Source organism: Halomonas sp. XH26, from assembly GCF_024138895.1.
Lineage (GTDB): Bacteria > Pseudomonadota > Gammaproteobacteria > Pseudomonadales > Halomonadaceae > Vreelandella > Vreelandella alkaliphila.
In genome coordinates, this window is the sequence record NZ_CP071889.1 from 1,955,528 (window position 1) to 1,981,778 (window position 26,251).

Genomic DNA, 26,251 nt, shown 5'->3' on the forward strand with positions numbered 1-26,251 from the left:
ACCAAATCAGCGACTCGGTGGCTTTATTACTAATTGCCCTATGATACCGGCAATCTTTAACGGTGTATTTCTAGCGGAGCATCTCCATCTGGGCACTGAATGCCAGTTGGGCTTGCCGCACCTGACGGATATCACTTTCTAAGGTGTTTAACCGTTGTGCCCACTGCTGCTCAAGCGCTTCTAAAGCTTCTTGAGTAGCTGGGATATCAGTACTTCTTAGCGTTTCGAGAGCAGAGTTTACCTCAGTAAAGCGCTGATCGATCTCTTCTTGCCATGTTGTAACCTTTGTTGCCAATTCGCTGCTCTCATTTTCCAGTTGAGCAACCTCATCTAACCGGCTTGCAGTAGCAGACAAGCGTTGTGACAGCATTTCTTCGAGGTAAGTTACTTCTTCTGCTAAATTTTGCCGCCCAGACATGCCCGCTTGCTCAAGTGAATCAAGTGATGTGCGTATTGCGGCAAGCTGCTGGTCACGCAACGCTGCTTGTTCTTCCAGCAGACTAATACGGTCAGCAATGCTGCTCAGGGCATCACCATTAATGAGCTCTTCGTTTGACGTCAAGAGCCCGTACAGCTCTTCACGTGTGCTTGTCACCGCAACGGCTAATTGCTCTTGCTCTTGGAACAGTGTTCTCATCTGTGCTTGTAAAAAGGCTATCGCATCTTGTGTATCCGTGTCACCTGAGTCGAGTCTTGCATGAAGATTAGACACTTCTCCACTAACGCGATGCACCTCTTCTAATAAGCGTTCTCTTTCATACCAAAGGCCCCCTGCTGCGGCGCCCAGCGAAATGATAATAAGCATCATCAATAACCACAATGGCCACAGTTTGGGCCCCCTGCGATGACGCAAGTGTTGTGCGGTCAAGCTTTGATCCACATCGGGAACAATGCGAGAAGATGCAGTACTGTTGGGCATGACTTTTCCTCAATACGTTGTGGGATCTGCTCGACGCCCGATTCCTCTATACCGTAAGCCACAGCTAGCCACGAAGGCTGGATCATAAATATTTCGTCCATCCAACACCAACTTAGCGCTCAATAAGGAGGCTAAACGATGCCAGTCAGGGTTCCAATAAGATTTCCATTCAGTCACCAACATTAGTGCGTCGGCTCCTTCACATGCCAGATAAGGGTCACTGGTAAACGTAGTTAGATCGTTTCGGTCACCGACAGCGTTGAGCAGCGCGGGGGTTGCCGCTGGATCATGAAGCTTCACCTTCACCCCTTGTGCCCATAAGGCGGCAAGGAGTGTCAGCACTGGCGCATGATCGATTCGGGTAGTTCCAGGTTTAAAGGCAGCCCCCCAAATAGCAATTGTTTTGCCGGCTAAATCGCCCTCGAAGAACGTCCATAGCTTCCTAAATAACGTCTCTTTTTTCTGTTCATTGATGTCCATTACTTGCTCTAGCAATGCCGAATTACGACCACTGGCTGACTGAACATCAGCTAAGCGCATTAGGTCGCGAGAGAAATTGGGGCCACCAAAGCCACAGCCTGGATATAAATATTCATAACCAATGCGAGTATCAGCCCCCATGCCTTGGCGTACATGTTCAACGTCAACTCCGAGCGTGTCTGCTAGTCCTGCAATCTCGTTCATGTAGCTTATACGTGTTGCCAACATGCCGTTAATAGCGAGCTTAGTCAGCTCAGCCGCTCTACAAGGCATACGCTGGAACACATCATTGCGGCGATTAAAGGCACGTAAAAGCTCGCGCGCCACCTGTTCACCTGTTGCATCATCGCAGCCTAATAGCCAGCGTGAAGGACGCGTAAATGAGAGCCAGGCCCGCCCTTCTTCCAAAGTGTCGGGTAAGGCAACGCTACTGTGCTGGGGCCCCATAAGCGCGTGCAACTGCTCTGTTTCGCCTACTGGAAATGTTGAATTATTAATTAATACAGCACCACTATGGCGCTCAAATATAGAGGCTTCAAGCAGTGCCTTGGCCGCCTGACGCTGATTGGGCGACAGAGCCAACCAAACTACATCAGGAGAGTGAGCCTGCTCTGGCGCTTCAATGATTCTCAGTGTTCCACTGGCTAACGCTTGTTCAATATGCGTCATTAACTCAGGCTCACTGCGCAACCAGTCCGCCTTTAAAAGCTGTGGCCATGGTGCGCTTTCGTGTAGTAGCCACTCAACTTGATGGCCTACCCAGGCTAACGCTGCGGCGGCGGTGGCGGCACTTAGTTCACTTCCGTGGAGTAATACTCGCATTCATCACGCTCCCTGAGAAAATAAAAGTCGCGAAAATAGAGGGTTAAGATTCATGTCGCGTTCCTTTTCATGCGTTCCTTTCCAGGAGTGGTTAGAATGACATAATACTGAACGACTGGTTGGTTGCCACCTTCATGCCAACTTACCGACAATGGGAGTTAAAACATGCAAGCGATACCTCAGGATAGCACTACTCATCGCAACCACGACAATGTCGACGCAGCGGAAGTTGCGAAATTTGAAGCACTTGCTAGTCGTTGGTGGGACGCAGAGGGGGAATTCAAGCCGCTGCACGCTATCAATCCCTTGCGGCTTGACTTTATTGACGCGCGTGCAGGCTTAGCCGGTAAAAAGGTGCTTGATGTCGGCTGTGGTGGTGGGATTTTAAGTGAATCGATGGCCCATCGAGGTGCTAATGTTACCGGCATTGATCTTGGAGAAGCACCCCTTAACGTTGCCCGACTACATGCGGCAGAAAGCGGTGCATCGGTGGACTATCGGCTGATAAGTGTTGAAGCGTTAGCAGCAGAGCAGCCAGGGCATTATGACATCGTAACCTGCATGGAAATGCTTGAGCATGTGCCTGACCCTGCATCGGTCATTCGTGCTTGCAGTGAGCTGGTTCGCCCTGGGGGCTACGTTTTCTTCTCGACCCTAAATCGTACCCCTAAATCGTATGCTTTTGCGATTTTAGGTGCTGAGTATGTGCTTAAGCTATTGCCGCGCGGCACCCATGATTATGCAAAATTTATACGTCCTTCTGAGATGGCCGCATGGGCAAGAGCCTCAGACCTTGAGATTAATGAACAAACGGGACTGACCTATAATCCGTTGACTCGTCACTACCGCTTGGTCGCAAATGATGTATCGGTCAATTACATGATGTATTGCCGAAAAGCGAGCCAATAAATGTCCACATCAATACCTGAAGCCATACTGTTTGATCTAGATGGAACTCTTGTTGACACTGCCCCTGATCTTGCTGAAGCAACGAATGCATTGAGGCGGCATCATGGGCTGACACCACTGCCCTATGGGAAAATACGAGGTCAGGTTTCTAACGGAGGCAGTGCCTTAGTAACCTTGGCTATTGGTATCGAAAGTGGTTCAACTGAACATGATACGGCGCGACAGTATTTGTTAGATAATTATGAAAAAGCAGTTGCTGTTCACAGTCGGCTATTTGAACCCCTTGACCAATGGCTAGACCGCTGGCATTCAGCATCACGCTTGTGGGGAATCGTAACGAACAAACCAAGGCGCTATACCCTTCCGCTACTTGAGGCCCTGGCGCTCACGCCAGGAGCTCTTTTATGTGCAGATGATCTAGCGGTCAGAAAACCCGCTCCGGAACCTCTTTGGGAGGCTGCGCGCAGGCTTAACGTGGCGCCACAAGCGTGTTGGTACGTCGGTGATCATATCCGTGATATGGAGGCAGCAAAAGCGGCGGGAATGACGGCTGTTGCCGTTGGCTACGGGTATATCAGTGAGGAAGACGACTATCAGCAATGGCCAGCTGACTTATGGTTTGAAACCTGTAAAGACTTAGTCGATGCTCTGACTGCTTTTCATTGATAGCGTTAATTTAATGAAAACGCATAGAACATCGACAAGCGGTGCGGTACGTCAGAAAGTTATGGGCAAGATGCGTTTATGCACGTGGTGGTTGAGCGTCAAATTTATGGCCACTAACCCCCGTGCTGTCTGGCCCCATAAGCCATAAGTAAGTGGGCATAATTTCCTCAGGGGTACGCAGCGTCAACGGATCCTCCCCTGGATAAGCAGTTCGGCGCATTTGGGTACGTGTTGCCCCTGGGTTTAACGTATTGACCCGCACAGTAGACTGGTTTTCAAGTTCGTCAGCAAGCACTTCCACAAAACCTTCAGTGGCGAACTTAGAAACCGAATATGCCCCCCAGTAGGCCCGGCCTTTTCGTCCAACGCTTGATGAGGTGAAGACCACAGAAGCATCCGCTGACTGCTGAAGCAGTGGTAGCAACGCTTGGGTCATCCAAATAGGCCCATTGATATTGACCTGCATGACTTGTTCCCACAGCTCTGGATTGTACTGCTCAAAAGGCGTAATTCTGCCTAGCAAACCAGCGTTATGCAGCAATCCATCTAAACGACCAAATTCTTTGTCCAGCGTTTCAGCCATGTCGTGAAAATCTTTGAGTGTTGCACCCTCAAAGTTGAGCGGAAAAATTGCAGGCTGAGGCCCGCCTTCTGCTTCAATTTCGTCGTAGACACGCTCAAGCTTGGCTATCGTGCGGCCAAGCAGTATCACAGTTGCCCCATGGCGGGCGTAGGTAAGTGCAGCAGCACGTCCAATTCCATCACCCGCACCGGTTACCAACACGACGCGGTTTTCCAAAAGATTGGACGCTGGTTGATAGTCGATTTTGCAGCTCATGAGGTTTCCTTGATACAAAAGTGTAAACAGACGTTATCCTGCCGACTGACGTAAAAAGTCATTGGCAAGTCCTGCAGCGCTACTCTGCGGATAATCATCACGTACTTGTTCCAGCAGTTCACGACTGCGTTCAGCCTCGCCCTGCCGCGCTTTTACTAACCCTAGCTTATAAAGCGCATCGGGTACTTTACTGCTGCCGCTGTACTGCTCAATAACACGGCTAAATGATTCATCAGCAGCGCCAAGTTCACCTTCAGCAGCATAAAGTTCCCCCAGCCAGTAATGTCCGTTCGCGGTCAGACTGCTGTCGGGGTGATCAGTAACAAAGGCTTTAAATGCATTGATCGCATCTTCGAATTGACGTGCTTGAACGTGGGCAAACGCTGCTTGGTAGTCAGCCTGAGCGTCTTCGCTGACGTTCCGAGTAGAAGCTGCGTTGGCAACTTGCTCTGCCGCCTCGGGTTCCACTGCAGGAGTCGATTGTTCAATTTGGCTAGGGCCGCTATTCATCAAACGATCTTCAATATCCAGGTATTGCTGCTGTGATTGCCGGCGAAGCTGCTCTAACTGGTGTCGAAGTTCTTCAATTTGACCACGTAGTTGTTGAATCTCCTTCTGGTGTTCTTGTACCTGATTAAATAGTACTAAATTACCACCAGAAGCTTCATGGCGCTGAGCTTCCTGATAAAACCCGCCTGACCCCGATGATAAGTCATGCACTAATGGCTGCTGACCAAAGGCTGTTAAAGGCAATACGGACAGCGGGAGCACTATGGCTCCCGCACCGCACAGCCTCTCAAAATAACGTTTGAGACTGTGGATCATGATGACTCCGAACATTAAGGGTTGGCGCGCAGCGCGCGCCAATGCCATCAGTAATTAAAGACAACACGACGGTTCTGAGCGTAAGCGCTTTCGCTTTGACCGCTAGCCACCGGACGCTCTTCACCATAGCTCACAACGCTCATTTGAGACGGTGATACGCCTTGGATATTCAAGAAACGCTGTACAGCATTAGCACGACGCTCACCAAGAGCCATGTTGTATTCACGTGTGCCACGCTCATCGGTGTGTCCATGCAGGACAACACGCGAATTCGGGTTGGCGCGTAAATAGCGGGCATGTGCCATTACAACCGACTCATACTCACTCTTGATGGTATCGCGGTCAAAATCGAAATGAATGGTGCGCACTTCTGGAATGCGAGAATCGGCTTGTTGACCAGCGCCTGCGCCGGAACCAGATGTAGAACCATACTGGCCACCAGTGCCGGCACCTGAGGTGCTAGTTCCGGTACCGCTGCCATCCTGGCTTCCATAAGAGTCACCGTCCTGGGTTCCGCCGGTGCTGGAACAGCCAGCGATAACTACGATAGATAACGCTACTGCCAATGAGCGAGCCAACGGTTTAAGTTGCATAATCAGACTCCTTGCCTGAAAACAAAAAAATAAAACTTTTCGTCAATCAATTTAAAAAAGGTGACCACGCGGGATCGCGCACATCACCCTGCGCTGCGGGTAATCTAAATGACGAGCGGCCATCCGCTGAAACGGCACTTAACACCCCATTACTACCCTGTTGGGTAGCGAAGATTACCATGGTCCCGTTCGGCGCAACACTAGGGGATTCATCTCTTGTTGTTTCACTGATGACAACAAGGCGTCCTCCATCACGCTCCTGACGTGCAACTTGGTATCCACGGTTGGAGCGGTGAATTAAAAAGATATACTCCCCGTCAGGTGAATAGCGTGCGCGCGCATTGTAGTTACCGGTGAATGTGATGCGATTTGCTTCACCGCTACCTAGCGAATATTCATAAATTTGCGGCCCACCGCTACGGTCAGAGGTAAACAACAGACTACGTCCATCAGGTGCCCAAGCTGGCTCGGTATCAATGCTACTGTTTTGAGTTATGCGCTCTACTGAGCGATTATTGATATCTAGGATATAAATTTCTGGTTGTCCATCTTTGGACAGTGACATAGCGATTTTGCGCCCGTCAGGTGACCATGTAGGAGCACCATTGATACCGTCGAAAGAAGTTGCCTGTATCCGTTGCCCAGTTGAAACATCTTGAATATAGATAGCCGGACGCTCTGTTTCAAAGGATACGTATGCCAGTTTCCGACCATCGGGAGACCATGCGGGTGACATGATCGGTTGGTCGGAGGTAAGCACTTGTTGACTATTACGACCATCCGCATCGGCCACATACAGACCAAATTGCATATTATCGCCTAATCCTTGAGCAGTTACATAAGCAATTTGAGTTGAGAAAGCACCCCGGATATCAGTAATTTCTTCAAAAATTTGATCGCTAATATAGTGAGCAGCACCACGTAAATCGTTCGTGCTTGCAGTGACCGTTTCGCCAATCATACGGCGCTGTCCACTGATATCCATTAACTCAAATTGAATCTGATAACCACTACCTGTCTGTTGCGCTCTACCTACCACTAAATATCGCACATCTAGAGAACGCCAAGTGCCAAACTCAACGTCATCCGCCTGGCTTGGCCTATCAAACATCGCACTGCGTTCTAAAGGCGCAAAAAAGCCGCTGCGTTCGAGATTGTCCTGGATGATTTGAGCCACGTCTTCAGGCATGTTATCGCCGCCTGCAAAGGGAACGATACCAATCGGTAAGGCTTGGTCGCTCCCACGTGTTATTTCGATAGTTAGGTTTGCATTTGCATAACTACTAACGAATAGCAGCACACAAAACAGCCACACTTTGCTTATGGTTTGCATCAGCGAACATCCCCCGGGGTAAATCGCAGATTAAATTGACGTAAGTTACGCTGCTGCTCTGCGGGCAAATCCCTCAGCTCGCTGAACGGAGCAGCGTGTTCAACAGCCTGCATTGCAGACCGATCAAAGGCACTATCACCACTGGATGAAGCGATAGTGGTTAAAAGTACCTCTCCTGATGGGCCAAGCCTTACTTGAATCGTAGCACTCATTGCGTCACTGGCACCTACTGGAATTAACCATGCCTGCTCTACCGCTCGACGCACAATATTAATAAAATCATTCGCAGCTTGCTGCGCCTGCTGTGCGTTAGCAGCAGCCTGGGCTTCTCCCTCTAGCTGACGCTGCATGGCCGCCTCGGCTTCCCGTTGGCGCTGAGCTTCTGCCTCGGCTTCCCGCTGGCGCTGTGCTTCTGCTTCGGCTTCCCGCTGGCGCTGAGCTTCTGCCTCGGCTTCCCGCTGGCGCTGAGCTTCTGCCTCGGCTTCCCGCTGGCGCTGAGCTTCTGCCTCGGCTTCCCGCTGGCGCTGAGCTTCTGCCTCGGCTTCCCGCTGACGCTGTGCTTCTGCTTCGGCTTCCCGCTGGCGCTGAGCTTCTGCCTCGGCTTCCCGTTGAGCCTCTTCTCTGGCTTGAGCTTCTAATTCCTGCTGTTCGGCTAGACGCTGTGCTTCTTCTTCTCGTCGCTGCGCCTCGGCTTCGGCCTGAGCTCGAGCCTCCTGCAGCTCGCGAGCTTGCTCTTCTGCTCGCGCTTGAGCTTCTTCTCTCGCAGCGGCTTCGTCTGCCTGCTGCTGCAATGCTTCTTGCTCACTTGCATCAGGCTCAGGTGCTGGCTCAGCCTCATCGGGGTCGGTTGAACTATTGAGAGCTGCTTGCTGATCCGTCGTTTGCTGTGCTTGATCAGTGAATGTTTCAGTACTGACGAACGTCGCTTGCACAATAGAGGATGAGTCTGGCTCTGCCGTAGAGCTTGGCAGACTAACCAAACTAAAAAGCACAACTAATAGATGCACCGCAACCGCCAGGACAGTAGGCCACGTATAGCCAACATCCTGTGGGTCGCGGGGTGGTTTGATTGCCATTTGCGCGCTACGTTTAACCATCTTGTGGCGGCTCAGATAACAGACCTACATTAGCGACACCCGAGCGTTGCAGTGTGCTCATCAATAAGACTATTTGTCCGTATGGAACGTTGCGATCGCCGCGAACCATGACAGGCGTCTCAGGTCGTCGCTGTAATATCGCTGTTACTCGCTCTGCCATTTGCTCAAGAGAAACAGCCGTTGAGTCTTCGCCAAGCGTGATGAAATAGCCCCCATCCTGATCGACAGAGATAATGATCGGATCGCTTTCGTCTTGGCTTTCGATAGGCTCTGATGTGACTTGAGGTAGATCGACTTGCACCCCTTGAGTGAGCATTGGTGCGGTGATCATAAAGATCACCAGCAAGACCAGCATGACGTCAATAAAGGGGACTACGTTGATTTCAGCCATCGGCTTTTTATTGCCGCTGCGATTAAACGGGCCTTGCATAGCGTACTCCCTTAGCTAGCACTGGACTTACTTTCACGACCTTGCAAATTACGGTGCAAGATAGCGTGAAATTCCTCGGCAAAGTCTTCGTACTTGCCCAACAAACGAGCGGCATCATTCGATAGACGGTTATAGAAAATTACCGCGGGAATAGCTGCAAACAGGCCCATGGCTGTTGCAATTAATGCTTCAGCAATCCAAGGGGCAACGGTTGCCAATGTAGCTTGCTGTGTCATAGAAAGGGACTGGAAAGACCCCATAATCCCCCAAACTGTTCCGAACAAGCCAATGTAAGGGCTCGCGGATGCTACCGTTGCGAGAAATACAAGATGCTGCGTTAGGCGATCTTCTTCCCGTGACCAGGCGACTCGCATACTCCGCTGCACGCCTTCTAAGATGGTGTCGGGGTTACGGGTTTTTGGCATTAAACGATTAAATTCGCGAAAGCCCGCCTGGAAAATATGCTCTGCTCCATAGCGTGGGTCGTCAGCAGGAATTTCTCGATATAACTCGTTTAAATCGACACCCGACCAAAAGGATTCTTCAAATTGGTTGTATTCCTGTTTTGCCCTGCGCAGGGCAATGCTACGTTGGAAAATAACCACCCATGAGAGGATTGACCCCACCACCAGCAGTAACATCACCAGCTGAACAACCGTGCTGGCACTCATTATCAAGTGGGGGATGGACATGGTGTTATCGTTCACAGTTACCCTCATCAAGCTATTAATGTCGGAATTTCCGAACAGTGGTGGTATATAAAGGTCATGAAGTACGCACGCTACATCGTGCTATCTACTCCATAGGTTTACACATGTTATAGGTTTACACATGTCATAGGTTTATGCGTGTTTTCGATGTTCGTCTTAAACTAATCAACCAAGCGCTTGCAATGTTTTTGGCCATGCTTTTGGCCATGCTTTTGGCCGCATCTTATGCGCGCATAAGCAGGCTATCTCGACTGTAGCAGCGCATAAGAGTTCCTCATCTCGCTGCACTTGCTGCAAAAAAGTCATCCGGCATCGACCAACATTCTCAATATTTGTACTGACAATAAGTGCGTCATCCAAGCGTGCCGGCTTGCTGTAGTGACAGGCCAAGCGATATACCACTAGCTGGGTGCCATCGTCTAGCAAAGATTGCTGATTAAGGCCTAGCGTACGTAACCATTCGCTGCGGGCGCGCTCCATAAACTTCAAGTAGTTAACGTAGTAGACAATTCCACCGGCGTCAGTATCTTCCATATATACGCGCACCGGCATCGTGAACCCATTGCTCATGGGCGCCACTCTCCTTCTGGATCAATAGCATGTTCGTGAGGCGTTTTATTGAAGTGTAGCCACGCTTGTCGCGTCACTACGCGCCCCCTTGGCGTGCGCATCATCAGCCCCTGCTGTATTAGGTAAGGTTCGATGACGTCTTCAATGGTACCGCGTTCTTCACTAATAGCGGCTGAGATTGAGTCAATCCCAACAGGTCCGCCATCAAACTTATCAATCATTGCCAGCAAGAGCCGCCGGTCCATATGATCCAGCCCATGGTGATCGACATTCAGCATGTTGAGTGCCGCATCGGCGAGAGTAACATCAACGATGCCATTGCCCTTTATTTCTGCATAGTCACGTACGCGACGCAGCAGCCTATTGGCAATACGCGGGGTGCCTCTGGAGCGCTTGGCAACCTCCACTGCGCCTTCATGGCTCGTTTCAACACCTAGCAAGCGGGCAGAGCGAGTCACAATCTCAGTCAGCTCTTCAAGGTTGTAAAACTCCAGGCGTTGCACAATGCCAAAGCGGTCACGTAATGGAGAGGTTAGTAAGCCTGCGCGCGTTGTCGCACCTACTAAGGTAAAGCGAGGCAAATCTAGTTTGATTGAGCGGGCTGCGGGCCCTTCACCGATCATAATATCCAGTTGGAAATCTTCCATTGCCGGATAAAGTACCTCTTCTACCACGGGTGACAGCCGGTGAATTTCATCAATAAACAGTACATCACCTGGCTCTAGGTTCGTCAGCATGGCTGCTAAATCACCTGCACGCTCAAGCACTGGGCCAGAAGTTGACTTCAGCCCTACCCCCATCTCGGTAGCAATAATATTCGCAAGCGTTGTTTTACCCAGCCCAGGGGGCCCAAATACCAAGGTATGATCTAGGCTTTCCTGACGTAGCTTTGCGGCCCCCATGAAAATCTCAAGCTGCTCGCGTACCCGTGGCTGCCCAATATAATCCTTTAAGTGTTTGGGACGAATAGCATGATCAATACGCCCTTCCCCTTGTTCGGGCTCAGCCGCAATTAATCGGTCATGTTCTAACATAAAGTGCGCACTATCAGTCGTTCCATGAAATAACCCACGTTGTTACCCAGTCATGCGTTTTGTCAGCGCGGCTTTAATAATCGCCTCTGTTGACTGCTTGGGATTAATGTCAGCCAGCATTTTTGAGGCTTCAGTCAGCTTATAGCCCAAGCTCACCAGGGCAGCTTCCGCATCTGCTAATGAGTCACGGGGAGCAGGTTCACCATTCGCCGCTTCTAACGCGAGGGGCGCATCCGCCGCGTTCCCCCATTCAGGGAAACGGTCACGCATTTCAATAATTAACCGCTCGGCGGTTTTTTTACCAACGCCCGGAAGCTTCGTCAGTGCTTTGCTATCGTCGTCACGGACGCAGCGCATAAAGGCGGCTTCGTCCATTCCAGAAAGGATAGCTAGTGCTAGCTTTGGCCCTACGCCGTTGACTTTGATTAGGGCACGAAACAGTGCGCGCTCTTGTTCACGGCCAAAGCCGTAAAGCAAATGGGCATCATCACGAATTGTAAGATGCGTATACATGGATACGCTCTCACCTACGGCTGGAAGTGCCACTAGGGTATTCATAGAGGCTTCAAGCTCGTAACCGACACCATGCACATCAACCACAATCCAAGGGGGGTGCTTTTCTAACAAAAAACCATTAATACGACCGATCATAGGTATGCTCGCAATAATAAAAAGCAGTCATTTACTATAAAGACACTCTGTATAAATGACCAGTAAGCAGCTAAAGCCGCCACCGCCCTGTGCTGCGCCGACGACTGCCCTTAGAGGGTGCAACAAGTAAGCCATGTCCTGCATACGCATGGGTAAGCGCGATAGCTAGCGCATCCGCGGCGTCCGCCTGTGGCGTTGAGGAGAGCTGCAGAATAGCGGTGACCATATGTTGCACCTGGCTTTTCTCCGCCCCGCCTTGGCCAGTAACGGCTTGTTTGATCTGCCGTGCTGCGTATTCTGCAATGTTCAGACCGTGATTCGCGATGCAGACGAGAGCCGTGCCCCGTGCTTGGCCAAGCTTCAATGCTGAATCGGGATTTTTAGCCATAAAGACTCGCTCAACGGCGACGGCATTGGGCCGATGCAGCCCCACTACTTCGCTTAAACCTGCATAAATTTGCGCCAAACGCTGCTCTAAAGGGCCATCGGTCGTTCTAATGCAGCCACTGGCGACATAATGAGGCTTAACACCTATTAAATCGATGACACCATAGCCCGTGATACGCGAACCAGGGTCGATACCCAAAATCCTAATCGCGGGAGCGGGCTGTTTTTCATCCATGGCAGCTGTCCTATTGGTAGCGAGCGGTTCAAACAAAAACACCGACGCCTAAACGTCGGTGCTGAACTACTAGTTGGCGAACTTCTCGTTGCTGAGCTATAAAGCAGAGCTGAGCAATTACTCGCTGGCGGTCTCTGCTTTCGCTTTTTGGCGCAGACGGATGTTCAAGTCTTTCAACTGATCCGCGCTGACTTCACCTGGTGCATCAGTCATTAAACAGCCGGCGCTTTGGGTTTTCGGGAAGGCAATCACTTCACGAATTGTCTTAGCTCCAGCCATCAGCATCACTAAACGATCTAAACCGAACGCTAGACCGCCATGGGGAGGCGCACCGTATTGCAGAGCATCCAGCAGGAAGCCAAATTTTTCTTGCGCTTCCTCTTGGCCAATGCCCAAAATTTCAAACACAGTGCTTTGCATGGTTTGATCGTGAATACGAATAGAACCACCACCGAGCTCGGTTCCGTTAAGCACCATATCGTAAGCACGCGACAAGGCTTTTGCTGGGTCAGCTTTAAGCGCTTCTGGCGAGCAAGAAGGTGCAGTAAACGGGTGATGTAACGGGCTGAGGCGACCGTTGTCGTCCGCTTCAAACATCGGGAAATCGACAACCCATAACGGCGCCCACGCCTGGGTGTAAAGCTCAAGGTCGGCACCCAACTTGACGCGTAATGCACCAATGGCCTCATTGACGATGCGCGCTTTATCCGCACCAAAGAAAATGATATCGCCATCTTCAGCGCCTACGCGATCAAGCAGCTCTTCAACCACATTTTCCATGAACTTAACAATGGGTGATTGAAGACCTTCAAGCCCTTTGGCACGCTCATTGACCTTAATCCACGCCAGCCCTTTCGCACCGTAAATACCAACGAACTTAGTATATTCGTCGATCTCTTTACGAGACAATTTGGCGCCACCCGGCACTTTCAATGCCGCTACGCGGCCGTCTTCCGCACTTGCAGGTCCCGAGAAGACTTTGAAATCAACCTGCTGCATCAGGTCATCAACATCGGTCAACTCTAGCGGAATGCGCAGGTCAGGCTTATCAGAGCCAAAGCGATCCATTGCTTCTTGCCAAGTCATCCGTGGGAACTCAGGCAGCTCAACGCTCAGCACTTCCTGGAAGAGTTGACGAATCATGGCTTCGGTAATGCCCATGATATCGTCTTCTTCCACAAAAGAGGCTTCGATATCGATTTGCGTGAATTCAGGCTGGCGATCAGCCCGCAGATCTTCATCACGGAAGCATTTAGCGATCTGATAGTAGCGATCAAAACCAGCCACCATTAACAGCTGCTTAAACAACTGTGGCGACTGCGGTAATGCAAAGAAGCTGCCTGCATGTGTCCGGCTAGGAACGAGGTAGTCGCGGGCACCTTCCGGCGTTGCGCGAGTCAATACCGGCGTCTCGATATCCAGGAAGCCTTGGTTTTCCAAGTAAGCGCGGACGTTATGAGAAATACGCGAACGCAAGCGTAGCTTCTCAATCATATCCGGGCGTCGAAGGTCGATATAGCGATGCTTTAAGCGAACCTCCTCGCCTACTTTGTTGTGTTCATCCAACTGAAAAGGTGGTGTGGCAGCTGTGTTGAGCACCTCCACCTCTTTAGCTAATACCTCAATCATGCCTGTTGGCATGTTGGGATTTTGCGTTCCTTCAGGGCGCAACCGGACACGGCCAGTAATACGAAGCACGTACTCACTGCGAGCACGGTCAGCATTAGCAAATGCCTCGGCGGTATCAGGGTCGACTACGAACTGAGCGATACCATCGCGATCGCGCATATCCAGGAAGATGACCCCACCATGATCACGGCGGCGATGAACCCAACCGCAGACAGTGACCGTTTGTTCCACCAAAGTTTCGTTAAGCTGGCCGCAATAATGGCTGCGCATGTCTAATCCTGTTCTGTTGCGTGGCAATGAGATTGTCGTGGGCCGTTCTGACCCTGACAACCGCGGCTAAGCCGCGGCGCCCTTTTTCGTTGATGCGCTACTGGTATCGCTTGTGGCACCAGTGCTAGAAGTAGATTGGCCTTCTGCTGCCAAGTTTTTCTTACTTCCTGTTTTAAAATCGGTTTCATACCAACCGCCGCCAGCAAGGCGGAAACCAGCCGCCGAGACCAAGCGTTCAAGACTGGCTCGCTGGCACGCGGGACAATCCTTCAGCGGATCAGCGCTGATTTTCTGCAATTTTTCCATGCGATGACCGCAGGCCTTGCACTCGTACTCATAGATGGGCATGTTGATAACTCCTGAAAAGCTCAACTCCGACAGGCTAAGTTTGTATAAACTAGTGGCAAATCCAACGCTTGCCAGGCAAAGAATATGTGGCCTGCTGGGATAAATTCCAAGACTGCGGTTGATAGAGCAACACATTATACCCTTTTGTGCCCCCTGCTGAGCAAGGCCAAGTGCCTTTCGGCAGATAATGGAGAAAAGAAAAATGCCCAATGCGGTAATGCTGGATGCCGAGAGCTTAGGCGCGGATATCAATCTAACAGCAATTAGAGACCTTGTTAGTCATTTAGAGGTGTATCAGCAAAGCACTGCCGAACAGGCAAGTGAGCGCTTGTCAGATGCGGACATAGCGATCGTCAACAAGGTTGTACTGAACGCAGAAACACTATCAACTTTGCCTAAACTCAAGCTTATTTGTGTGTTGGCTACTGGGCTTAACAATATTGATCTCGACACAGCTAAAGCCCAAAACATTATTGTAAAGAACGTCACCGCCTATGGAACAGCTAGCGTTTCTCAGCACACATTAATGTTAATGCTGACACTGGCAAACCGATTGCCACGTTACCAAGCTGACATCGCACGAGGCGAATGGCAGCGCAGCGATTTCTTTTGCTTACAAGCTCACTCGACGCTGCAGCTTTCCAATAAGCATCTGGTGATGGTGGGGCAAGGTGAGCTTGGCTCAGAAGTGGCACGTTTAGCTGAAGCGTTTGGGATGAAGGTTACATTTGCTGCTCGTCCTGGCAATGAATCAAACGACAAGCGGCCCTCTCTCGACGATTTATTACCGACGGCAGATATTATTAGCTTGCATTGCCCGCTTAACGAAACAACCAAGCACCTTATTAATCGCACACGCTTGGCAAACGCTAAGTCATCACTGCTATTAGTCAACTGTGCCCGGGGCGGCATCATCGATGAAGAAGCGGCACTTGAGGCGCTTCGTGCTGGCAAGATTGGAGGGTTAGCGGTTGATGTGCTCCCCACTGAGCCGCCGAAAGAAGGTCATCCTCTATTAACAGCATTAGCAGAAGGAGAGGCACTTAATTTGATAGTGACCCCTCACAATGCCTGGATTACCCCTGAGGCTCGCCAGAACATTGTGGCGCTCACTGCTGATAATATTAAGCAATGGCAAACTGAGGCGAGTGGATTAAGCGCCAATTAGTAGGTTGCGAAATGATCAGGAGCGCGGTGGCCATCCAGCACTTCAATAGTGACATGGGTTACCTGCGCTCCTTTGGGCCCCTGCCATAACCATTCAGTAAGAGAAGCTACGTCAGTGGAATTACCGCATAGCACTACCTCTACCCGTCCATCGGGTAAGTTTTTGGCGTAGCCCGTTAGCCCTCGTTGAAGCGCTTGTTCCTGTGTTGAACGCCGAAACCATACTCCCTGCACTTTTCCTGTTACATAGGCGCGTACACAACAAGTAGACATAAACTGTCCTCTCAGTGTTTATACAATAGCATTTATAGACTTCAGCCTGGTAAATCGACAGGCTGAAGTCTGTTGATATCCACTCTTTTCAAACGAGCTCTCTATAGGGCTCTTTTTACCCACCTTTTTTAAACCAATTCTTGTCTTACACTAACTCTCGCTTCACCAGAACTGCACTATTACGTGGCACCAATGGCCGCCCACGACGAAGTAGCAAGGAACGAGTAAAAGCGGCGCCAAACAGTAGAATTAATGAACTGTAATATACCCATAATAGAATCATCACAACAGACCCCGCTGCGCCATAAGTAGACGCTGTGGCGGTATATGTTAAATAAATAGCTATAACGCTGCGTCCAATTGTAAACAGTACGGCGGTTACTACTGCGCCAATCAACACATCCTGCCAACGGAGAACAACATCCGGCAATACTTTGAAAATAGTAGCGAATAACAATGCCACCATCGCAAGTGAAATTAATGACTCAAGCGATGTCGTTAATAAACTGGCATAGGGCAATAAATTTCCAGCTCCGTGGAGCATCCCTCGCAAGGCAACCGCCAACACTAACGATATTAGTAGGATGAAGCCAATAGACAGTACGACCGTTAAAGAAAGTAAACGATTTTTTATAAAGATAAGAGCGCTGTTGGAGGTGGGCTTTGCAGTAACGCCCCATATGGTATTGAGCGAAAATTGCATCTGTGCAAACACGGTCGTGGCCCCTACTAACAAGGCCACAAAGCCAAGCACTGTTGGTAAGATACCTGACTCTTCTATACGTGATTGGACAACGGCCTGCTCAATCGCAAGTGCTGCGTCAGCGCCTAACGTGTCCTGAAGCTGAGCAACTATTTGACCTTGGGCAGCATCTTCACCCAGCACCACGCCTATCACTGTTACCGCGATAATAACGGTAGGCGCTAAGGAGAAAAGTGTGTAGAACGCTAATGATCCGGCATAGCTGAAGGCATTTCGTTCAAGCCATAACGCCGTTGCATCTTGAACCACGTTCCACCAAAAAATGATCGTTTTTTTCAGCATATTCATTCCCTTAACAAAAGAGTGTCCCTATCAAGCACTAGCGCAAGATACATCTAACAATCATACCGAACTAAAACGTTGAGCGCAGGCGGAGGCGCATTGCGCACCTTAACTGCCCACTTCATAATGGCTCTCTTTTCTCTGCTACTTTCTCACCCACGACCAAGGAAGCGTTATGAATTCGGATGCTGTTAAATCTACTACGGCTTACGACTTTGATTGCTTGGTGTTTATTGGTCGTTTTCAGCCTCCCCACCTTGGCCACCTTGCCATTATCCGAGAGGCGTTAAAACAGGCACGCCAAGTCATCGTATTAGTGGGCTCTGCTTGGCAGGCACGCTCTTTACGCAACCCGTGGACGTTCGATGAGCGACAGGCAATGATTCGTTCTGGGTTTGATGAACAAGACAATCAACGCCTGGAAATTACTCCCCTACTTGACGCGCTTTACAACGATGATGTGTGGGTACGTGATGTGCAGCGTAAAGTGCGTGATTTGACTTCCCCTGCTAACGCTCGCTTACCCCGTATTGGTTTGATTGGCGCAAGCAGAGGACAATCAAGCTACTATTTATCGCTTTTTCCTCAATGGGAGTCCATCAGTGTTCCACTCGTTGAAGGTATTTCAGCGAGTCAAATACGTGAGCGGTTGTTTCGCTCGCCTGGTTCTACCGATGACTATTTGAGTACAGGTGCATACCACGACTTACCACCAGAAGTCGTCAAAAGCGTTGACAAGTTTTGCAAAGGTATTGCCTACCACGGCCTACTGGAAGAGCAGCAGCTACTCGATCAATACAAACAAGCCTGGGCACAAGCCCCCTATCCGCCCATTTTTGTGACTGTTAATGCGGTTGTCGTCCAATCAGGCCATATTTTGTTGGTAAAGCGAATGGCTGCGCCGGGTAAAGGACTTCTTGCATTACCCGGAGGCTTCATCAATCCCCATGAGCGTTTACTAGATGCCTGTTTAAGGGAGCTCCGTGAACGATTAAGGCTTAAAGTGCCCGAACCCGTTTTAAAGGGCTCGCTACGCGGACAACGCTTGTTTGATGAACCTCATCGCAGTTGGCGTGGACGAACGTTAGCTGAAGCTTTCTATTTTGCTCTTAGACCTGATCAGCAGTTGCCCCGTTTAAAGCCAGTCAAGGGCGGCGATCATGCTCGCTGGGTCGCCCTTGCTGATCTAGAACCCGAAAGCTTGTTTGAAGATCACTTCTTCATTATTCAAAATTTTCTTGGATTGCCGGCAGATTTAGGCACATTTTAAAATCTAAGGTATTTTTCTAGTCGTTCTGCAGGCTAAGCCTGCAGAAAATCACGTGGCAATTTCATCATTTGGCGCCAGAGACGCTCAACGCCAGGTTTATGGACTAACGAACAGCGGTAAAGTCTAATTTCTAGAGGGATATCCCAATTTTCATCGCCAGCTCTTACTAATTTGCCGGTTTTGAGCTCTTCACGAATACAAAAATCAGGAATCCAAGCAACTCCCACTCCCTGAAGTACCATGCCTTTCAATCCTTCTGCCATGGCCGTTTCATAAACCGTACGCAGCTTCAGTCGTAATGGATCGTTTTTGAGCAGCATGCGTACGCTCCGCCCCAGAAATGCGCCCTGCGTATAAGCTAAATAGGGAATTGAACTGTCATTTTGAATCGAGAAAAGCGGTTTGCCCTCTTCATCTGGTAGTGAAACAGGCAACATTTTCACTTGGCCAATCGAGAAAGAGGGAAAGACTTCTGCGTCCAGCTGCATAGTGGCAAAGGGGTCATAATATGCCAGCATCAGATCACAGTTACCTTCGCGCAGAACATGGATCGCCTCTCCAACGTTCATAGCGACTAATCGTGTAGGCAGTTCACCCAAGCCTTTTTGTAAACGAGAAATCCAAGGTGGGAAGAAGCTTAATGCCAGTGAGTGTGCCGCGACGATATCAAGCGCTTCATTCGCAATAGAAACTCCCCGGAGATGGCTCAATGACTCGTTCAATTGCTCCACTAGGTTGCGTGCGGTGATCAAAAACAATTGGCCCTCTGAGGTCAGGCCAATCGGTGTTGTCGAACGATCTACTAAGATGACCCCTACCGCTTGTTCTAGCGCACGAATACGGCGACTGAAAGCAGGCTGAGTAACATGGCGCTGCCTGGCAGATGCCGAAAAACTTCGTGTATTGGCTAATGCAACGAAATCCTCGAGCCATTTTGTTTCTAAATTCACCCAAAACTCCTTTTGCCTAATCGTTGTTAGCGGCGTGCAGGGTTATTATTGATTACTGAATAGGTGCGGTTAAATATGCCGCACGAGAAACTACTTTCTTCCACATTGGGCGCTGGCTAATTTCGTCAATTGTAACGCGTCGACACTGAGCAAAATCTTGCTCTAACATGGCGTGTACTTTACTGGCAAACGCTGTGCTGGGTATGAAAGCTGTTATTTCAAAGTTGAGCCGAAAAGACCGATTATCCAGGTTTATTGTGCCGACAGTCGCTGCGTTGTTGTCAATGAGCATGACCTTTTGGTGTAAAAAACCAGGAAGATAACGGTATATTTTCACACCCGCTCTTAACATATCAGGCAAAAATGAAAACGCAGATAGAAACACCAGCAAATGATCAGGGCGCTCGGGAATCATAACCCGCACATCTACGCCTCGCATTGCTGCTAACCTAAGCGAATCCTGTACTCCTTGATCTGGTACGAAATATGGGCTAGTTACCCAGAGCCTTTCATTAGCACTATGAATTAACTGTTGAATTAAAAGGCTAGCCGTGTCCTGTTTATCGGCTGGGCCAGATGGCACAATAACCACATGATAATCATCTTGCGGATGACTATCGGCATGCCAGTTTAAGGTAATGACTTCCCCTGTTGCCCAGTGCCAATCTTCCCAAAAAGCTTCCTGCAAACCCAGCACACACGGTCCACCGAGGGCTAAATGGGTATCACGCCAGGGGCCATGCCGTGGATTTTGCCCAAGGTATTCTACACCAACATTAAAACCACCTACCCAGCCCTGCTTACCATCCACGACTGCTATTTTACGATGGTTGCGAAAATTAAGCTGAAAGCGATGTTTGAATCCGCGAGAAGAACGAAAAGCTTTTACTTCGATACCTTCTTTGATCATCTCATTTAAAAAGCCATCGTTTAGTTTCCGACTACCCACTTCATCGTATAGAAAATAAACACGCACCCCCCGCTGTGCAGCTTTGATTAAATGATCCTGCAATCGTTTGCCTAAAGCATCGTTACGCACAATGAAAAACTGCAGCAGAAGATACTCTTTTGCCTGATCAATACCCTCAAAAAGGCTTGTGAAGGTGGCTTCACCATCGATCAACAAGTCGGCACTATTACCTTTAGTCAGCGGCATCATTGCCAACTGTTCAACTGCCTGAATATCGATGCTAGTCGGCGATGAAAGGTGCGGCTTAATGTTATGGCGATAACGTACCAACACTCGACGTAATACGTTATCTCGTTCCCCTCTTGCTGTTACATAGCCATAGAAACGCGGGCGACCGAAAAACCAATACGCAGGCAGCGCAACATAAGGAAACGTTAATAGTGAAATAATCCAGGCGATAGCCCCCTGAGACGTTCTGCTCGACATAAGCGCCATGACCGCTGACACGATACCTAATAGATGTATCAACATAATGCCGGTCCCTAGCAACCATGAGGTCATTGCTTATTCCTCGCTATGAAGTGAGCTGTTTATCAGATTATTTCACTGCTAATGCACAAAAGCCCCGCGTGAGACGGGGCTTATTTGTCACTGATTGCAGTTCTACGCCATCAGTATGCTACGCCTTTTGGGCGATGATCTCCTTCCATTTGGCCGGGCCTGTCTGGTGGACGGAAGTTCCTTGGCTGTCGACAGCAACCGTGACCGGCATATCTTCAACTTCAAATTCGTAGATGGCTTCCATTCCTAGATCTTCAAAACCAACAACGCGTGACTTTTTAATTGCTTGGGCAACAAGGTAAGCAGAGCCGCCAACAGCCATCAAATAAACCGCCTGGTTATCGCGAATGGCATCAATGGCGGTCTGACCACGTTCCGCTTTACCAACCATGCCAAGCAGGCCGGTCTCTTCAAGCATGGTGCGGGTGAATTTGTCCATTCGAGTAGCGGTGGTCGGACCAGCGGGGCCAACGACTTCGTCACCTACCGGATCAACAGGACCCACGTAGTAAATAAAGCGGCCTTTCATATCAACCGGTAATGGCTCGCCTTTGGCAATCATATCGACCATGCGTTTATGTGCCGCATCACGGCCAGTTAATAGCTTACCATTCAACAGCAGCGTATCACCCGGCTGCCACGTTTTGACTTCTTCAGGAGTGACGCTATCCAGATTAACGCGCTTGACGTTATCGCCTGCTTCGCGGGTAATTTCTGGCCAGTCTTCAAGTTTAGGAGCAGGAAGCGCTACTGGGCCACTGCCATCAAGCGTGAAATGCGCATGACGCGTGGCTGCGCAGTTGGGGATGATTGCCACAGGCTTATTGGCCGCATGGGTTGGATAGTCTTTAACTTTAATATCCAGCACGGTGGTTAAACCACCTAAGCCTTGAGCACCGATACCGCTCTTATTCACTTTGTCGAACAGTTCCAGACGCAGCTCTTCAGCGCGGTTGCTAGGCCCACGGGCCTGCAAATCTTGAATATCGATAGGGTCGAGCAGCGCTTCTTTGGCAATCATCATCGCCTTTTCAGCGGTGCCGCCAATACCAATTCCCAACATACCCGGCGGACACCAGCCTGCGCCCATTTTAGGCAACTGCTCCATCACCCAGTCCACAACGCTATCGGATGGGTTTAGCATCGCAAACTTAGATTTGGCTTCGCTGCCACCGCCCTTCGCGGCGACGTGGATATCGACCTTATCACCCGGCACAATCGAATGGTGAATAATCGCGGGTGTATTGTCTTTGGTATTGGCTCGCTTACCGTCGGGATCAGCGAGAACAGAAGCACGCAGCACGTTATCAGGCAATTGATACGCACGGCGCACGCCTTCGTTAATCATGTCATCGAGGCTTAGCTCGGCGTCCCAAGTGACGTTCATACCCACGTGAACGAATACCGTCACAATGCCCGTATCCTGGCAAATTGGACGATGTCCCGTAGCACACATTCTTGAGTTAATTAAGATTTGTGCAATCGCATCTTTCGCAGCGGGGTTCTCTTCACGCTCGTAAGCGGCTGACATTGCATCAATGAAATCTTTAGGATGGTAGTAAGAGATGTACTGTAGAGCATCGGCAACGCTCTGAATGACGTCGTCCTGGCGAATCACGGTCATGGACTAACAGCTCCTCGGTTATCGTCTTGGCTGCGGCCTTTTTAATGGCCGTCTAGATGTACCGGTAAGTATACCGTATTGACCTTTATGCGGCAGCCACAACCACGGTTAACCTACGTATGATAACTAGGGCATTAGTCTGACGTTCATTAGAACATACAAGATAACGGTATAAAATTATAGGTGCTGGCACGTTGGACATAAATATAAACGGCGAGAGCCAACCATTATGCGTTCGATAACTGAGCCACAGCGATGACAGGAAAGGCCAGCGCGTTCAAACACACTAAAACGCCATTGTCGGCGTGGCTCACCGGAGGCAGTGGCCTGTTTAATCCATCCCTCACGATTAGTAACACCCGCTTCCAAATACGCCTGACGCGTCGTTTCCACAATCATAGTGGCGAGCAGGTCTAACTGATTTTCAGTTAAGTCACATGGGCGCTTCTTAGGGTGAACGTTAGATAAAAAAAGAATTTCAGAGCGCAAGTAATTTCCTAACCCAGCGACAAGCCCTTGATCAAGTAACAATGCACCCAGGCTTCTGCGCATAAACGCTGGATCAGTCAGGCGTTGTTTCACATCATCAGCCGATACGTTTTGACTTAATAAATCAGGCCCCAAGCGAGACAAGAAAGGGTGATGGCTCAACTCACTCTCATGCCAGAGCGAAATATCAGACGCGCTATAAAGACTAGCCACCTTGCCCTCAGCAACCAGCCGAACTCGTAATGACCTTTTCGTGCTTGGCGGCCTACTCTCGCTATGTAGCTTCCATACGCCATAAAGCTGATTGTGGGAATACAGCACACGATGGTCTGCAAAACGGATTAGCATGGCCTTGCCCCACGTATCAACTGCCTGAACCCGTTGACCAATCAATGAATCCGCTTGCACGGCGAGTTCAGGAAATGCAAACCACACATCATCAAGATGTTTGCCACCTATCTGCTTCTCAATTTTATCTGCTGCACGGCGGATTTCAGGGCCTTCAGGCATCGTTTACCCCAGCGCCAGCTGTTTTTCTTGCATTTGATGAAGTTGATCACGAAGCCTTGCCGCCTCTTCAAACTCCAGGTTCTGCGCGGCTTCAAACATGGCGTCCTCTAGCTTACTAATAGCCTCGAGCAGATCGTGTTTGCTCATCGTGGCCACATCATATTCAGCAGCACTCTCTGCCACTTTGCGCTCGTTGCCACGCCGACGACTGCTCTTCTTGCCTGGTGCCTGGGCGGCTTCAAGAATATCCGCCACGGAGCGCGTCACGGTGGTTGGCGTGATGCCATGCTCTTCGTTATGAGCGGTCTGCTTGGCGCGGCGACGTTCGGTTTCATCGATGGCTTTGCGCATTGAATCGGTGATTTTGTCACCGTATAAAATAGCTTTACCATGGGCGTTACGGGCTGCACGGCCAATGGTTTGAATCAGTGAGCGTTCAGCGCGTAAAAAGCCCTCTTTATCCGCGTCCAGGATAGCAACAAGCGACACTTCGGGAATATCTAAGCCTTCTCGAAGTAAGTTGATACCGACTAAAACATCGAACTTACCAAGACGCAGGTCGCGAATAATTTCAACCCGCTCAACGGTATCAATATCCGAATGTAAATAGCGCACGCGGATACCGTGCTCATCAAAGTATTCGGTCAGATCTTCCGCCATGCGTTTAGTCAACGTCGTCACCAGAACACGCTCACCTACGGCGGTGCGTAAGCCAATTTCTGAGAGCAGGTCATCAACCTGAGTGCTGGCGGGGCGAACCTCTATTTCTGGGTCTAACAATCCCGTTGGGCGCACCACCTGTTCGACAATTTGACTGGCATGCTCTGCTTCATACTTACCTGGCGTTGCCGACACAAAGATGGTTTGTGGCGAAATAGACTCCCACTCTTCAAATTTCATTGGGCGGTTATCTAGCGCTGAGGGTAGCCGAAAGCCATATTCAACCAGGGTCTCTTTTCTAGAACGGTCGCCCTTATACATACCGCCAACCTGGGGTACGCTCACATGAGATTCATCAATAAACAGTAACGCGTCATCCGGCAGATAGTCGAAGAACGTCGGGGGTGGCTCGCCAGGCGCGCGGCCTGAAAGATAGCGCGAGTAGTTCTCAATGCCGTTGCAGTAGCCAAGCTCTAGCATCATTTCAATATCGTAAAGGGTTCGTTGTTCTAAGCGCTGCGCTTCAACTAAACGCTCGTGCTTACGCATCCACTCAAGACGCTCCTTAAGCTCTGCCTTGATCGCATCAATAGCACCTAAAATAGTTTCTCGCGGAGTAACATAGTGAGATTTAGGATAGATGGTCATGCGAGGCACATGGGTACGCACCTCGCCAGTTAATGGGTCAAATAGGCGAATAGAATCAACTTCGTTGTCAAACAACTCGACCCTCACCGCTTCCTCGTCAGAGTCCGCAGGGAAAATATCGATCACATCGCCCCGTACCCGGTAGGTGCCTCGACGAAAATCCATATCGTTGCGGGTATATTGTAACTCGGCCAAGCGGCGTAAAAAGGCACGCTGATCAATTAGCTCACCACGGGTGAAGTGCAACCGCATCTTAAGATACTGATCCGGATCACCGAGACCATAGATTGCCGATACCGAGACAACGATAAGCGCATCACGGCGTTCCAGCAGCGCTTTCGTAGCAGATAAGCGCATTTGCTCGATATGGTCATTTATCGAGGCATCTTTCTCAATAAAGGTATCTGAGGAAGGGACATAGGCTTCCGGCTGATAATAATCGTAGTAAGAGACAAAATACTCGACAGCGTTATCCGGAAAAAACGATTTGAACTCACCATATAGCTGGGCAGCTAGCGTCTTATTGGGCGCCATTACAATCGTTGGGCGCTGCTGCTGCTGCACAACATTTGCCATAGTGAACGTTTTACCCGAGCCAGTCACCCCTAACAAGGTCTGATGGGCAAGCCCCGACTCAAGCCCACTAATCAGACTGCGTATCGCGGCGGGCTGATCACCAGCGGGCTTAAATTTGGACTGCAGCCGGAATTCCTTGCTCATCATTACTCCTTAAAAAGGAAGTGTACTACTCGGTAAACGTGGAAATTTCTACCGTCGCCTGGGTCATCAACCGCTGTATCGGGCAGCGATGGCTAATGTCTTCTAGCTTTGCCCGCTGTTCAGGATCATCAATGCCGTGGAAAGTCATCGTCACAGCTAACTTATAGACACCTTTTCGTTCCTCACTATCATCGCGCTGGACCTTAACGGTGATGCCTTCCAGCGGCCACTCTTTGCGCCTAGCATACATTTGCACAGTAATGGCTTTACAGGTACCTAGGGCAATATCGAAGTAGTCATGCGGGTCTGGTGCACTACCGTCTCCTCCGACTACCGGCGGTACGTCCCCATAGAGGTCTTCCAAACCATCGACTTCAATACGCTGACGAAATGTATGGTTACGCTCACTAATAATCGTGATTGGCTTATGCATCAGGAAACCTTTATACCGAGGTTTAACTTCTCGATCGCTTTTATAAGCGCTTCACGCTTAGCTCGCCCTTCTACTTCTGCTCCGTGGCGCCCTACCTCAGCACTATCGACGCCATCCAGCATCATCAGCGCCGTGGTAATCTTATTCACCTGATCTACTGTTGTGACACCTTGGAACGTTAATGATTGATATGCCATTCCTTGCCCTTTTCTACGCTGAATTGAAGTGAGTACGCTATTGAAAAC

At 49.9% G+C, this 26,251-nt stretch carries 28 protein-coding genes; 4 read left to right on the top strand and 24 right to left on the bottom strand.

Annotated features, from left to right (window positions below; translation table 11 throughout):
• Positions 1 to 70 precede the first annotated feature (70 nt).
• Both J4377_RS09090 and J4377_RS09095 read right to left on the bottom strand, forming a co-directional pair.
• Entirely contained in the window at positions 71 to 919 is an 849-nt protein-coding gene (locus tag J4377_RS09090) for a hypothetical protein (protein WP_231656942.1), read from the bottom strand.
• 9 nt (positions 920 to 928) lie between these two features.
• Entirely contained in the window at positions 929 to 2,221 is a 1,293-nt protein-coding gene (locus J4377_RS09095; RefSeq protein ID WP_198349711.1) for a nucleotide sugar dehydrogenase, read from the bottom strand.
• Between the two features lie 165 nt (positions 2,222 to 2,386).
• Between J4377_RS09095 and ubiG the strand changes: the two genes are divergently transcribed.
• Positions 2,387 to 3,130 carry a bifunctional 2-polyprenyl-6-hydroxyphenol methylase/3-demethylubiquinol 3-O-methyltransferase UbiG gene (ubiG, locus tag J4377_RS09100; RefSeq protein WP_198349710.1) on the top strand — a complete coding sequence of 248 codons (744 nt, stop codon included), beginning with the start codon at positions 2,387 to 2,389 and terminating at the stop codon, positions 3,128 to 3,130.
• The gene (locus tag J4377_RS09105) at positions 3,131 to 3,796 is read left to right on the top strand and encodes an HAD-IA family hydrolase (RefSeq protein WP_253487980.1); all 666 of its coding nucleotides are present in this window, start codon (positions 3,131 to 3,133) and stop codon (positions 3,794 to 3,796) included.
• 76 nt (positions 3,797 to 3,872) lie between these two features.
• Here the strand turns inward: J4377_RS09105 and J4377_RS09110 are convergent, their stop codons facing one another.
• The 13 genes from J4377_RS09110 to J4377_RS09170 form a co-directional block, all read right to left on the bottom strand.
• Complete coding sequence (locus J4377_RS09110) at positions 3,873 to 4,634, bottom strand: YciK family oxidoreductase (RefSeq protein WP_095602948.1); 762 nt, start codon at positions 4,632 to 4,634, stop codon at positions 3,873 to 3,875.
• Positions 4,635 to 4,667: 33 nt separating this feature from the next.
• Complete coding sequence (gene ybgF / locus J4377_RS09115) at positions 4,668 to 5,459, bottom strand: tol-pal system protein YbgF (RefSeq protein ID WP_038484308.1); 792 nt, start codon at positions 5,457 to 5,459, stop codon at positions 4,668 to 4,670.
• Positions 5,460 to 5,506: 47 nt separating this feature from the next.
• A complete protein-coding gene (gene pal / locus J4377_RS09120; RefSeq protein ID WP_038484311.1) occupies positions 5,507 to 6,052 on the bottom strand; it encodes a peptidoglycan-associated lipoprotein Pal in 546 nt (181 codons plus the stop codon).
• A 46-nt stretch (positions 6,053 to 6,098) separates the two neighbouring features.
• On the bottom strand, positions 6,099 to 7,385 hold the full coding sequence (tolB, locus tag J4377_RS09125) for a Tol-Pal system beta propeller repeat protein TolB (protein WP_038484314.1): 1,287 nt from the start codon (positions 7,383 to 7,385) through the stop codon (positions 6,099 to 6,101).
• Positions 7,385 to 8,482, bottom strand: coding sequence for a cell envelope integrity protein TolA (gene tolA / locus J4377_RS09130; protein WP_253487982.1), 1,098 nt, complete (start codon positions 8,480 to 8,482; stop codon positions 7,385 to 7,387). The genes tolB and tolA overlap by 1 nt, the downstream gene beginning before the upstream one ends.
• Entirely contained in the window at positions 8,475 to 8,912 is a 438-nt protein-coding gene (tolR, locus tag J4377_RS09135) for a protein TolR (protein ID WP_120386936.1), read from the bottom strand. The genes tolA and tolR overlap by 8 nt, the downstream gene beginning before the upstream one ends.
• Positions 8,913 to 8,923: 11 nt before the next feature.
• A complete protein-coding gene (gene tolQ, locus J4377_RS09140) occupies positions 8,924 to 9,604 on the bottom strand; it encodes a protein TolQ (protein ID WP_226912576.1) in 681 nt (226 codons plus the stop codon).
• A 183-nt stretch (positions 9,605 to 9,787) separates the two neighbouring features.
• Positions 9,788 to 10,192 carry a tol-pal system-associated acyl-CoA thioesterase gene (gene ybgC / locus J4377_RS09145; protein WP_301271692.1) on the bottom strand — a complete coding sequence of 135 codons (405 nt, stop codon included), beginning with the start codon at positions 10,190 to 10,192 and terminating at the stop codon, positions 9,788 to 9,790.
• The gene (gene ruvB, locus J4377_RS09150) at positions 10,189 to 11,226 is read right to left on the bottom strand and encodes a Holliday junction branch migration DNA helicase RuvB (RefSeq protein WP_253487987.1); all 1,038 of its coding nucleotides are present in this window, start codon (positions 11,224 to 11,226) and stop codon (positions 10,189 to 10,191) included. The genes ybgC and ruvB overlap by 4 nt, the downstream gene beginning before the upstream one ends.
• A 42-nt stretch (positions 11,227 to 11,268) precedes the next feature.
• Entirely contained in the window at positions 11,269 to 11,877 is a 609-nt protein-coding gene (ruvA, locus tag J4377_RS09155) for a Holliday junction branch migration protein RuvA (protein ID WP_231656947.1), read from the bottom strand.
• 70 nt (positions 11,878 to 11,947) lie between these two features.
• Positions 11,948 to 12,499, bottom strand: a complete 552-nt coding sequence (ruvC, locus tag J4377_RS09160; RefSeq protein ID WP_231656948.1) for a crossover junction endodeoxyribonuclease RuvC — start codon at positions 12,497 to 12,499, stop codon at positions 11,948 to 11,950.
• Between the two features lie 117 nt (positions 12,500 to 12,616).
• Entirely contained in the window at positions 12,617 to 14,398 is a 1,782-nt protein-coding gene (gene aspS / locus J4377_RS09165; RefSeq protein WP_038484334.1) for an aspartate--tRNA ligase, read from the bottom strand.
• 66 nt (positions 14,399 to 14,464) lie between these two features.
• Complete coding sequence (locus J4377_RS09170; protein WP_038484338.1) at positions 14,465 to 14,746, bottom strand: FmdB family zinc ribbon protein; 282 nt, start codon at positions 14,744 to 14,746, stop codon at positions 14,465 to 14,467.
• 202 nt (positions 14,747 to 14,948) lie between these two features.
• Between J4377_RS09170 and J4377_RS09175 the strand changes: the two genes are divergently transcribed.
• A complete protein-coding gene (locus tag J4377_RS09175) occupies positions 14,949 to 15,914 on the top strand; it encodes a D-2-hydroxyacid dehydrogenase (RefSeq protein ID WP_038484341.1) in 966 nt (321 codons plus the stop codon).
• Here the strand turns inward: J4377_RS09175 and yccX are convergent.
• Together yccX and J4377_RS09185 are read right to left on the bottom strand one after the other, a co-directional pair.
• Positions 15,911 to 16,186: an acylphosphatase gene (gene yccX / locus J4377_RS09180; protein WP_038484344.1), complete on the bottom strand. Its 276-nt coding sequence runs from the start codon at positions 16,184 to 16,186 to the stop codon at positions 15,911 to 15,913. The genes J4377_RS09175 and yccX overlap by 4 nt on opposite strands.
• A 145-nt stretch (positions 16,187 to 16,331) precedes the next feature.
• Positions 16,332 to 17,231 (bottom strand): YihY/virulence factor BrkB family protein, encoded by a 900-nt coding sequence (locus tag J4377_RS09185; protein WP_095602958.1) that lies wholly within the window; start codon positions 17,229 to 17,231, stop codon positions 16,332 to 16,334.
• Between the two features lie 175 nt (positions 17,232 to 17,406).
• Between J4377_RS09185 and J4377_RS09190 the strand changes: the two genes are divergently transcribed.
• Entirely contained in the window at positions 17,407 to 18,501 is a 1,095-nt protein-coding gene (locus J4377_RS09190) for a bifunctional nicotinamide-nucleotide adenylyltransferase/Nudix hydroxylase (protein WP_038484350.1), read from the top strand.
• Between the two features lie 32 nt (positions 18,502 to 18,533).
• Here the strand turns inward: J4377_RS09190 and J4377_RS09195 are convergent, their stop codons facing one another.
• The 7 genes from J4377_RS09195 to J4377_RS09225 all read right to left on the bottom strand — a co-directional run bounded on the left by J4377_RS09195 (position 18,534) and on the right by J4377_RS09225 (position 26,203).
• Complete coding sequence (locus tag J4377_RS09195; RefSeq protein ID WP_038484353.1) at positions 18,534 to 19,451, bottom strand: LysR substrate-binding domain-containing protein; 918 nt, start codon at positions 19,449 to 19,451, stop codon at positions 18,534 to 18,536.
• A 52-nt stretch (positions 19,452 to 19,503) separates the two neighbouring features.
• Entirely contained in the window at positions 19,504 to 20,922 is a 1,419-nt protein-coding gene (gene cls / locus J4377_RS09200; RefSeq protein ID WP_253487995.1) for a cardiolipin synthase, read from the bottom strand.
• A gap of 118 nt (positions 20,923 to 21,040) precedes the next feature.
• Positions 21,041 to 22,546 (bottom strand): fumarate hydratase, encoded by a 1,506-nt coding sequence (locus J4377_RS09205; RefSeq protein WP_038484359.1) that lies wholly within the window; start codon positions 22,544 to 22,546, stop codon positions 21,041 to 21,043.
• A gap of 177 nt (positions 22,547 to 22,723) precedes the next feature.
• On the bottom strand, positions 22,724 to 23,545 hold the full coding sequence (gene nei, locus J4377_RS09210; RefSeq protein WP_253487997.1) for an endonuclease VIII: 822 nt from the start codon (positions 23,543 to 23,545) through the stop codon (positions 22,724 to 22,726).
• A gap of 3 nt (positions 23,546 to 23,548) precedes the next feature.
• Positions 23,549 to 25,573, bottom strand: a complete 2,025-nt coding sequence (gene uvrB, locus J4377_RS09215) for an excinuclease ABC subunit UvrB (protein WP_038484365.1) — start codon at positions 25,571 to 25,573, stop codon at positions 23,549 to 23,551.
• A 25-nt stretch (positions 25,574 to 25,598) separates the two neighbouring features.
• A complete protein-coding gene (locus J4377_RS09220; protein WP_038484368.1) occupies positions 25,599 to 26,006 on the bottom strand; it encodes an OsmC family protein in 408 nt (135 codons plus the stop codon).
• Positions 26,006 to 26,203, bottom strand: a complete 198-nt coding sequence (locus tag J4377_RS09225) for a hypothetical protein (protein ID WP_253487999.1) — start codon at positions 26,201 to 26,203, stop codon at positions 26,006 to 26,008. The genes J4377_RS09220 and J4377_RS09225 overlap by 1 nt, the downstream gene beginning before the upstream one ends.
• Positions 26,204 to 26,251: the final 48 nt, after the last annotated feature.

Bases quoted from the DNA above. Each gene is read 5' to 3' on its own strand.
- J4377_RS09090 (WP_231656942.1), bottom strand. From the start codon at position 919: ATGCCCAACAGTACTGCATCTTCTCGCATTGTTCCCGATGTGGATCAA.
- J4377_RS09095 (WP_198349711.1), bottom strand. From the start codon at position 2,221: ATGCGAGTATTACTCCACGGAAGTGAACTAAGTGCCGCCACCGCCGCC.
- ubiG (WP_198349710.1), top strand. From the start codon at position 2,387: ATGCAAGCGATACCTCAGGATAGCACTACTCATCGCAACCACGACAAT.
- J4377_RS09105 (WP_253487980.1), top strand. From the start codon at position 3,131: ATGTCCACATCAATACCTGAAGCCATACTGTTTGATCTAGATGGAACT.
- J4377_RS09110 (WP_095602948.1), bottom strand. From the start codon at position 4,634: ATGAGCTGCAAAATCGACTATCAACCAGCGTCCAATCTTTTGGAAAAC.
- ybgF (WP_038484308.1), bottom strand. From the start codon at position 5,459: ATGATCCACAGTCTCAAACGTTATTTTGAGAGGCTGTGCGGTGCGGGA.
- pal (WP_038484311.1), bottom strand. From the start codon at position 6,052: ATGCAACTTAAACCGTTGGCTCGCTCATTGGCAGTAGCGTTATCTATC.
- tolB (WP_038484314.1), bottom strand. From the start codon at position 7,385: ATGCAAACCATAAGCAAAGTGTGGCTGTTTTGTGTGCTGCTATTCGTT.
- tolA (WP_253487982.1), bottom strand. From the start codon at position 8,482: ATGGTTAAACGTAGCGCGCAAATGGCAATCAAACCACCCCGCGACCCA.
- tolR (WP_120386936.1), bottom strand. From the start codon at position 8,912: ATGCAAGGCCCGTTTAATCGCAGCGGCAATAAAAAGCCGATGGCTGAA.
- tolQ (WP_226912576.1), bottom strand. From the start codon at position 9,604: ATGTCCATCCCCCACTTGATAATGAGTGCCAGCACGGTTGTTCAGCTG.
- ybgC (WP_301271692.1), bottom strand. From the start codon at position 10,192: ATGAGCAATGGGTTCACGATGCCGGTGCGCGTATATATGGAAGATACT.
- ruvB (WP_253487987.1), bottom strand. From the start codon at position 11,226: ATGTTAGAACATGACCGATTAATTGCGGCTGAGCCCGAACAAGGGGAA.
- ruvA (WP_231656947.1), bottom strand. From the start codon at position 11,877: ATGATCGGTCGTATTAATGGTTTTTTGTTAGAAAAGCACCCCCCTTGG.
- ruvC (WP_231656948.1), bottom strand. From the start codon at position 12,499: ATGGATGAAAAACAGCCCGCTCCCGCGATTAGGATTTTGGGTATCGAC.
- aspS (WP_038484334.1), bottom strand. From the start codon at position 14,398: ATGCGCAGCCATTATTGCGGCCAGCTTAACGAAACTTTGGTGGAACAA.
- J4377_RS09170 (WP_038484338.1), bottom strand. From the start codon at position 14,746: ATGCCCATCTATGAGTACGAGTGCAAGGCCTGCGGTCATCGCATGGAA.
- J4377_RS09175 (WP_038484341.1), top strand. From the start codon at position 14,949: ATGCCCAATGCGGTAATGCTGGATGCCGAGAGCTTAGGCGCGGATATC.
- yccX (WP_038484344.1), bottom strand. From the start codon at position 16,186: ATGTCTACTTGTTGTGTACGCGCCTATGTAACAGGAAAAGTGCAGGGA.
- J4377_RS09185 (WP_095602958.1), bottom strand. From the start codon at position 17,231: ATGCTGAAAAAAACGATCATTTTTTGGTGGAACGTGGTTCAAGATGCA.
- J4377_RS09190 (WP_038484350.1), top strand. From the start codon at position 17,407: ATGAATTCGGATGCTGTTAAATCTACTACGGCTTACGACTTTGATTGC.
- cls (WP_253487995.1), bottom strand. From the start codon at position 20,922: ATGACCTCATGGTTGCTAGGGACCGGCATTATGTTGATACATCTATTA.
- J4377_RS09205 (WP_038484359.1), bottom strand. From the start codon at position 22,546: ATGACCGTGATTCGCCAGGACGACGTCATTCAGAGCGTTGCCGATGCT.
- nei (WP_253487997.1), bottom strand. From the start codon at position 23,545: ATGCCTGAAGGCCCTGAAATCCGCCGTGCAGCAGATAAAATTGAGAAG.
- uvrB (WP_038484365.1), bottom strand. From the start codon at position 25,573: ATGAGCAAGGAATTCCGGCTGCAGTCCAAATTTAAGCCCGCTGGTGAT.
- J4377_RS09220 (WP_038484368.1), bottom strand. From the start codon at position 26,006: ATGCATAAGCCAATCACGATTATTAGTGAGCGTAACCATACATTTCGT.
- J4377_RS09225 (WP_253487999.1), bottom strand. From the start codon at position 26,203: ATGGCATATCAATCATTAACGTTCCAAGGTGTCACAACAGTAGATCAG.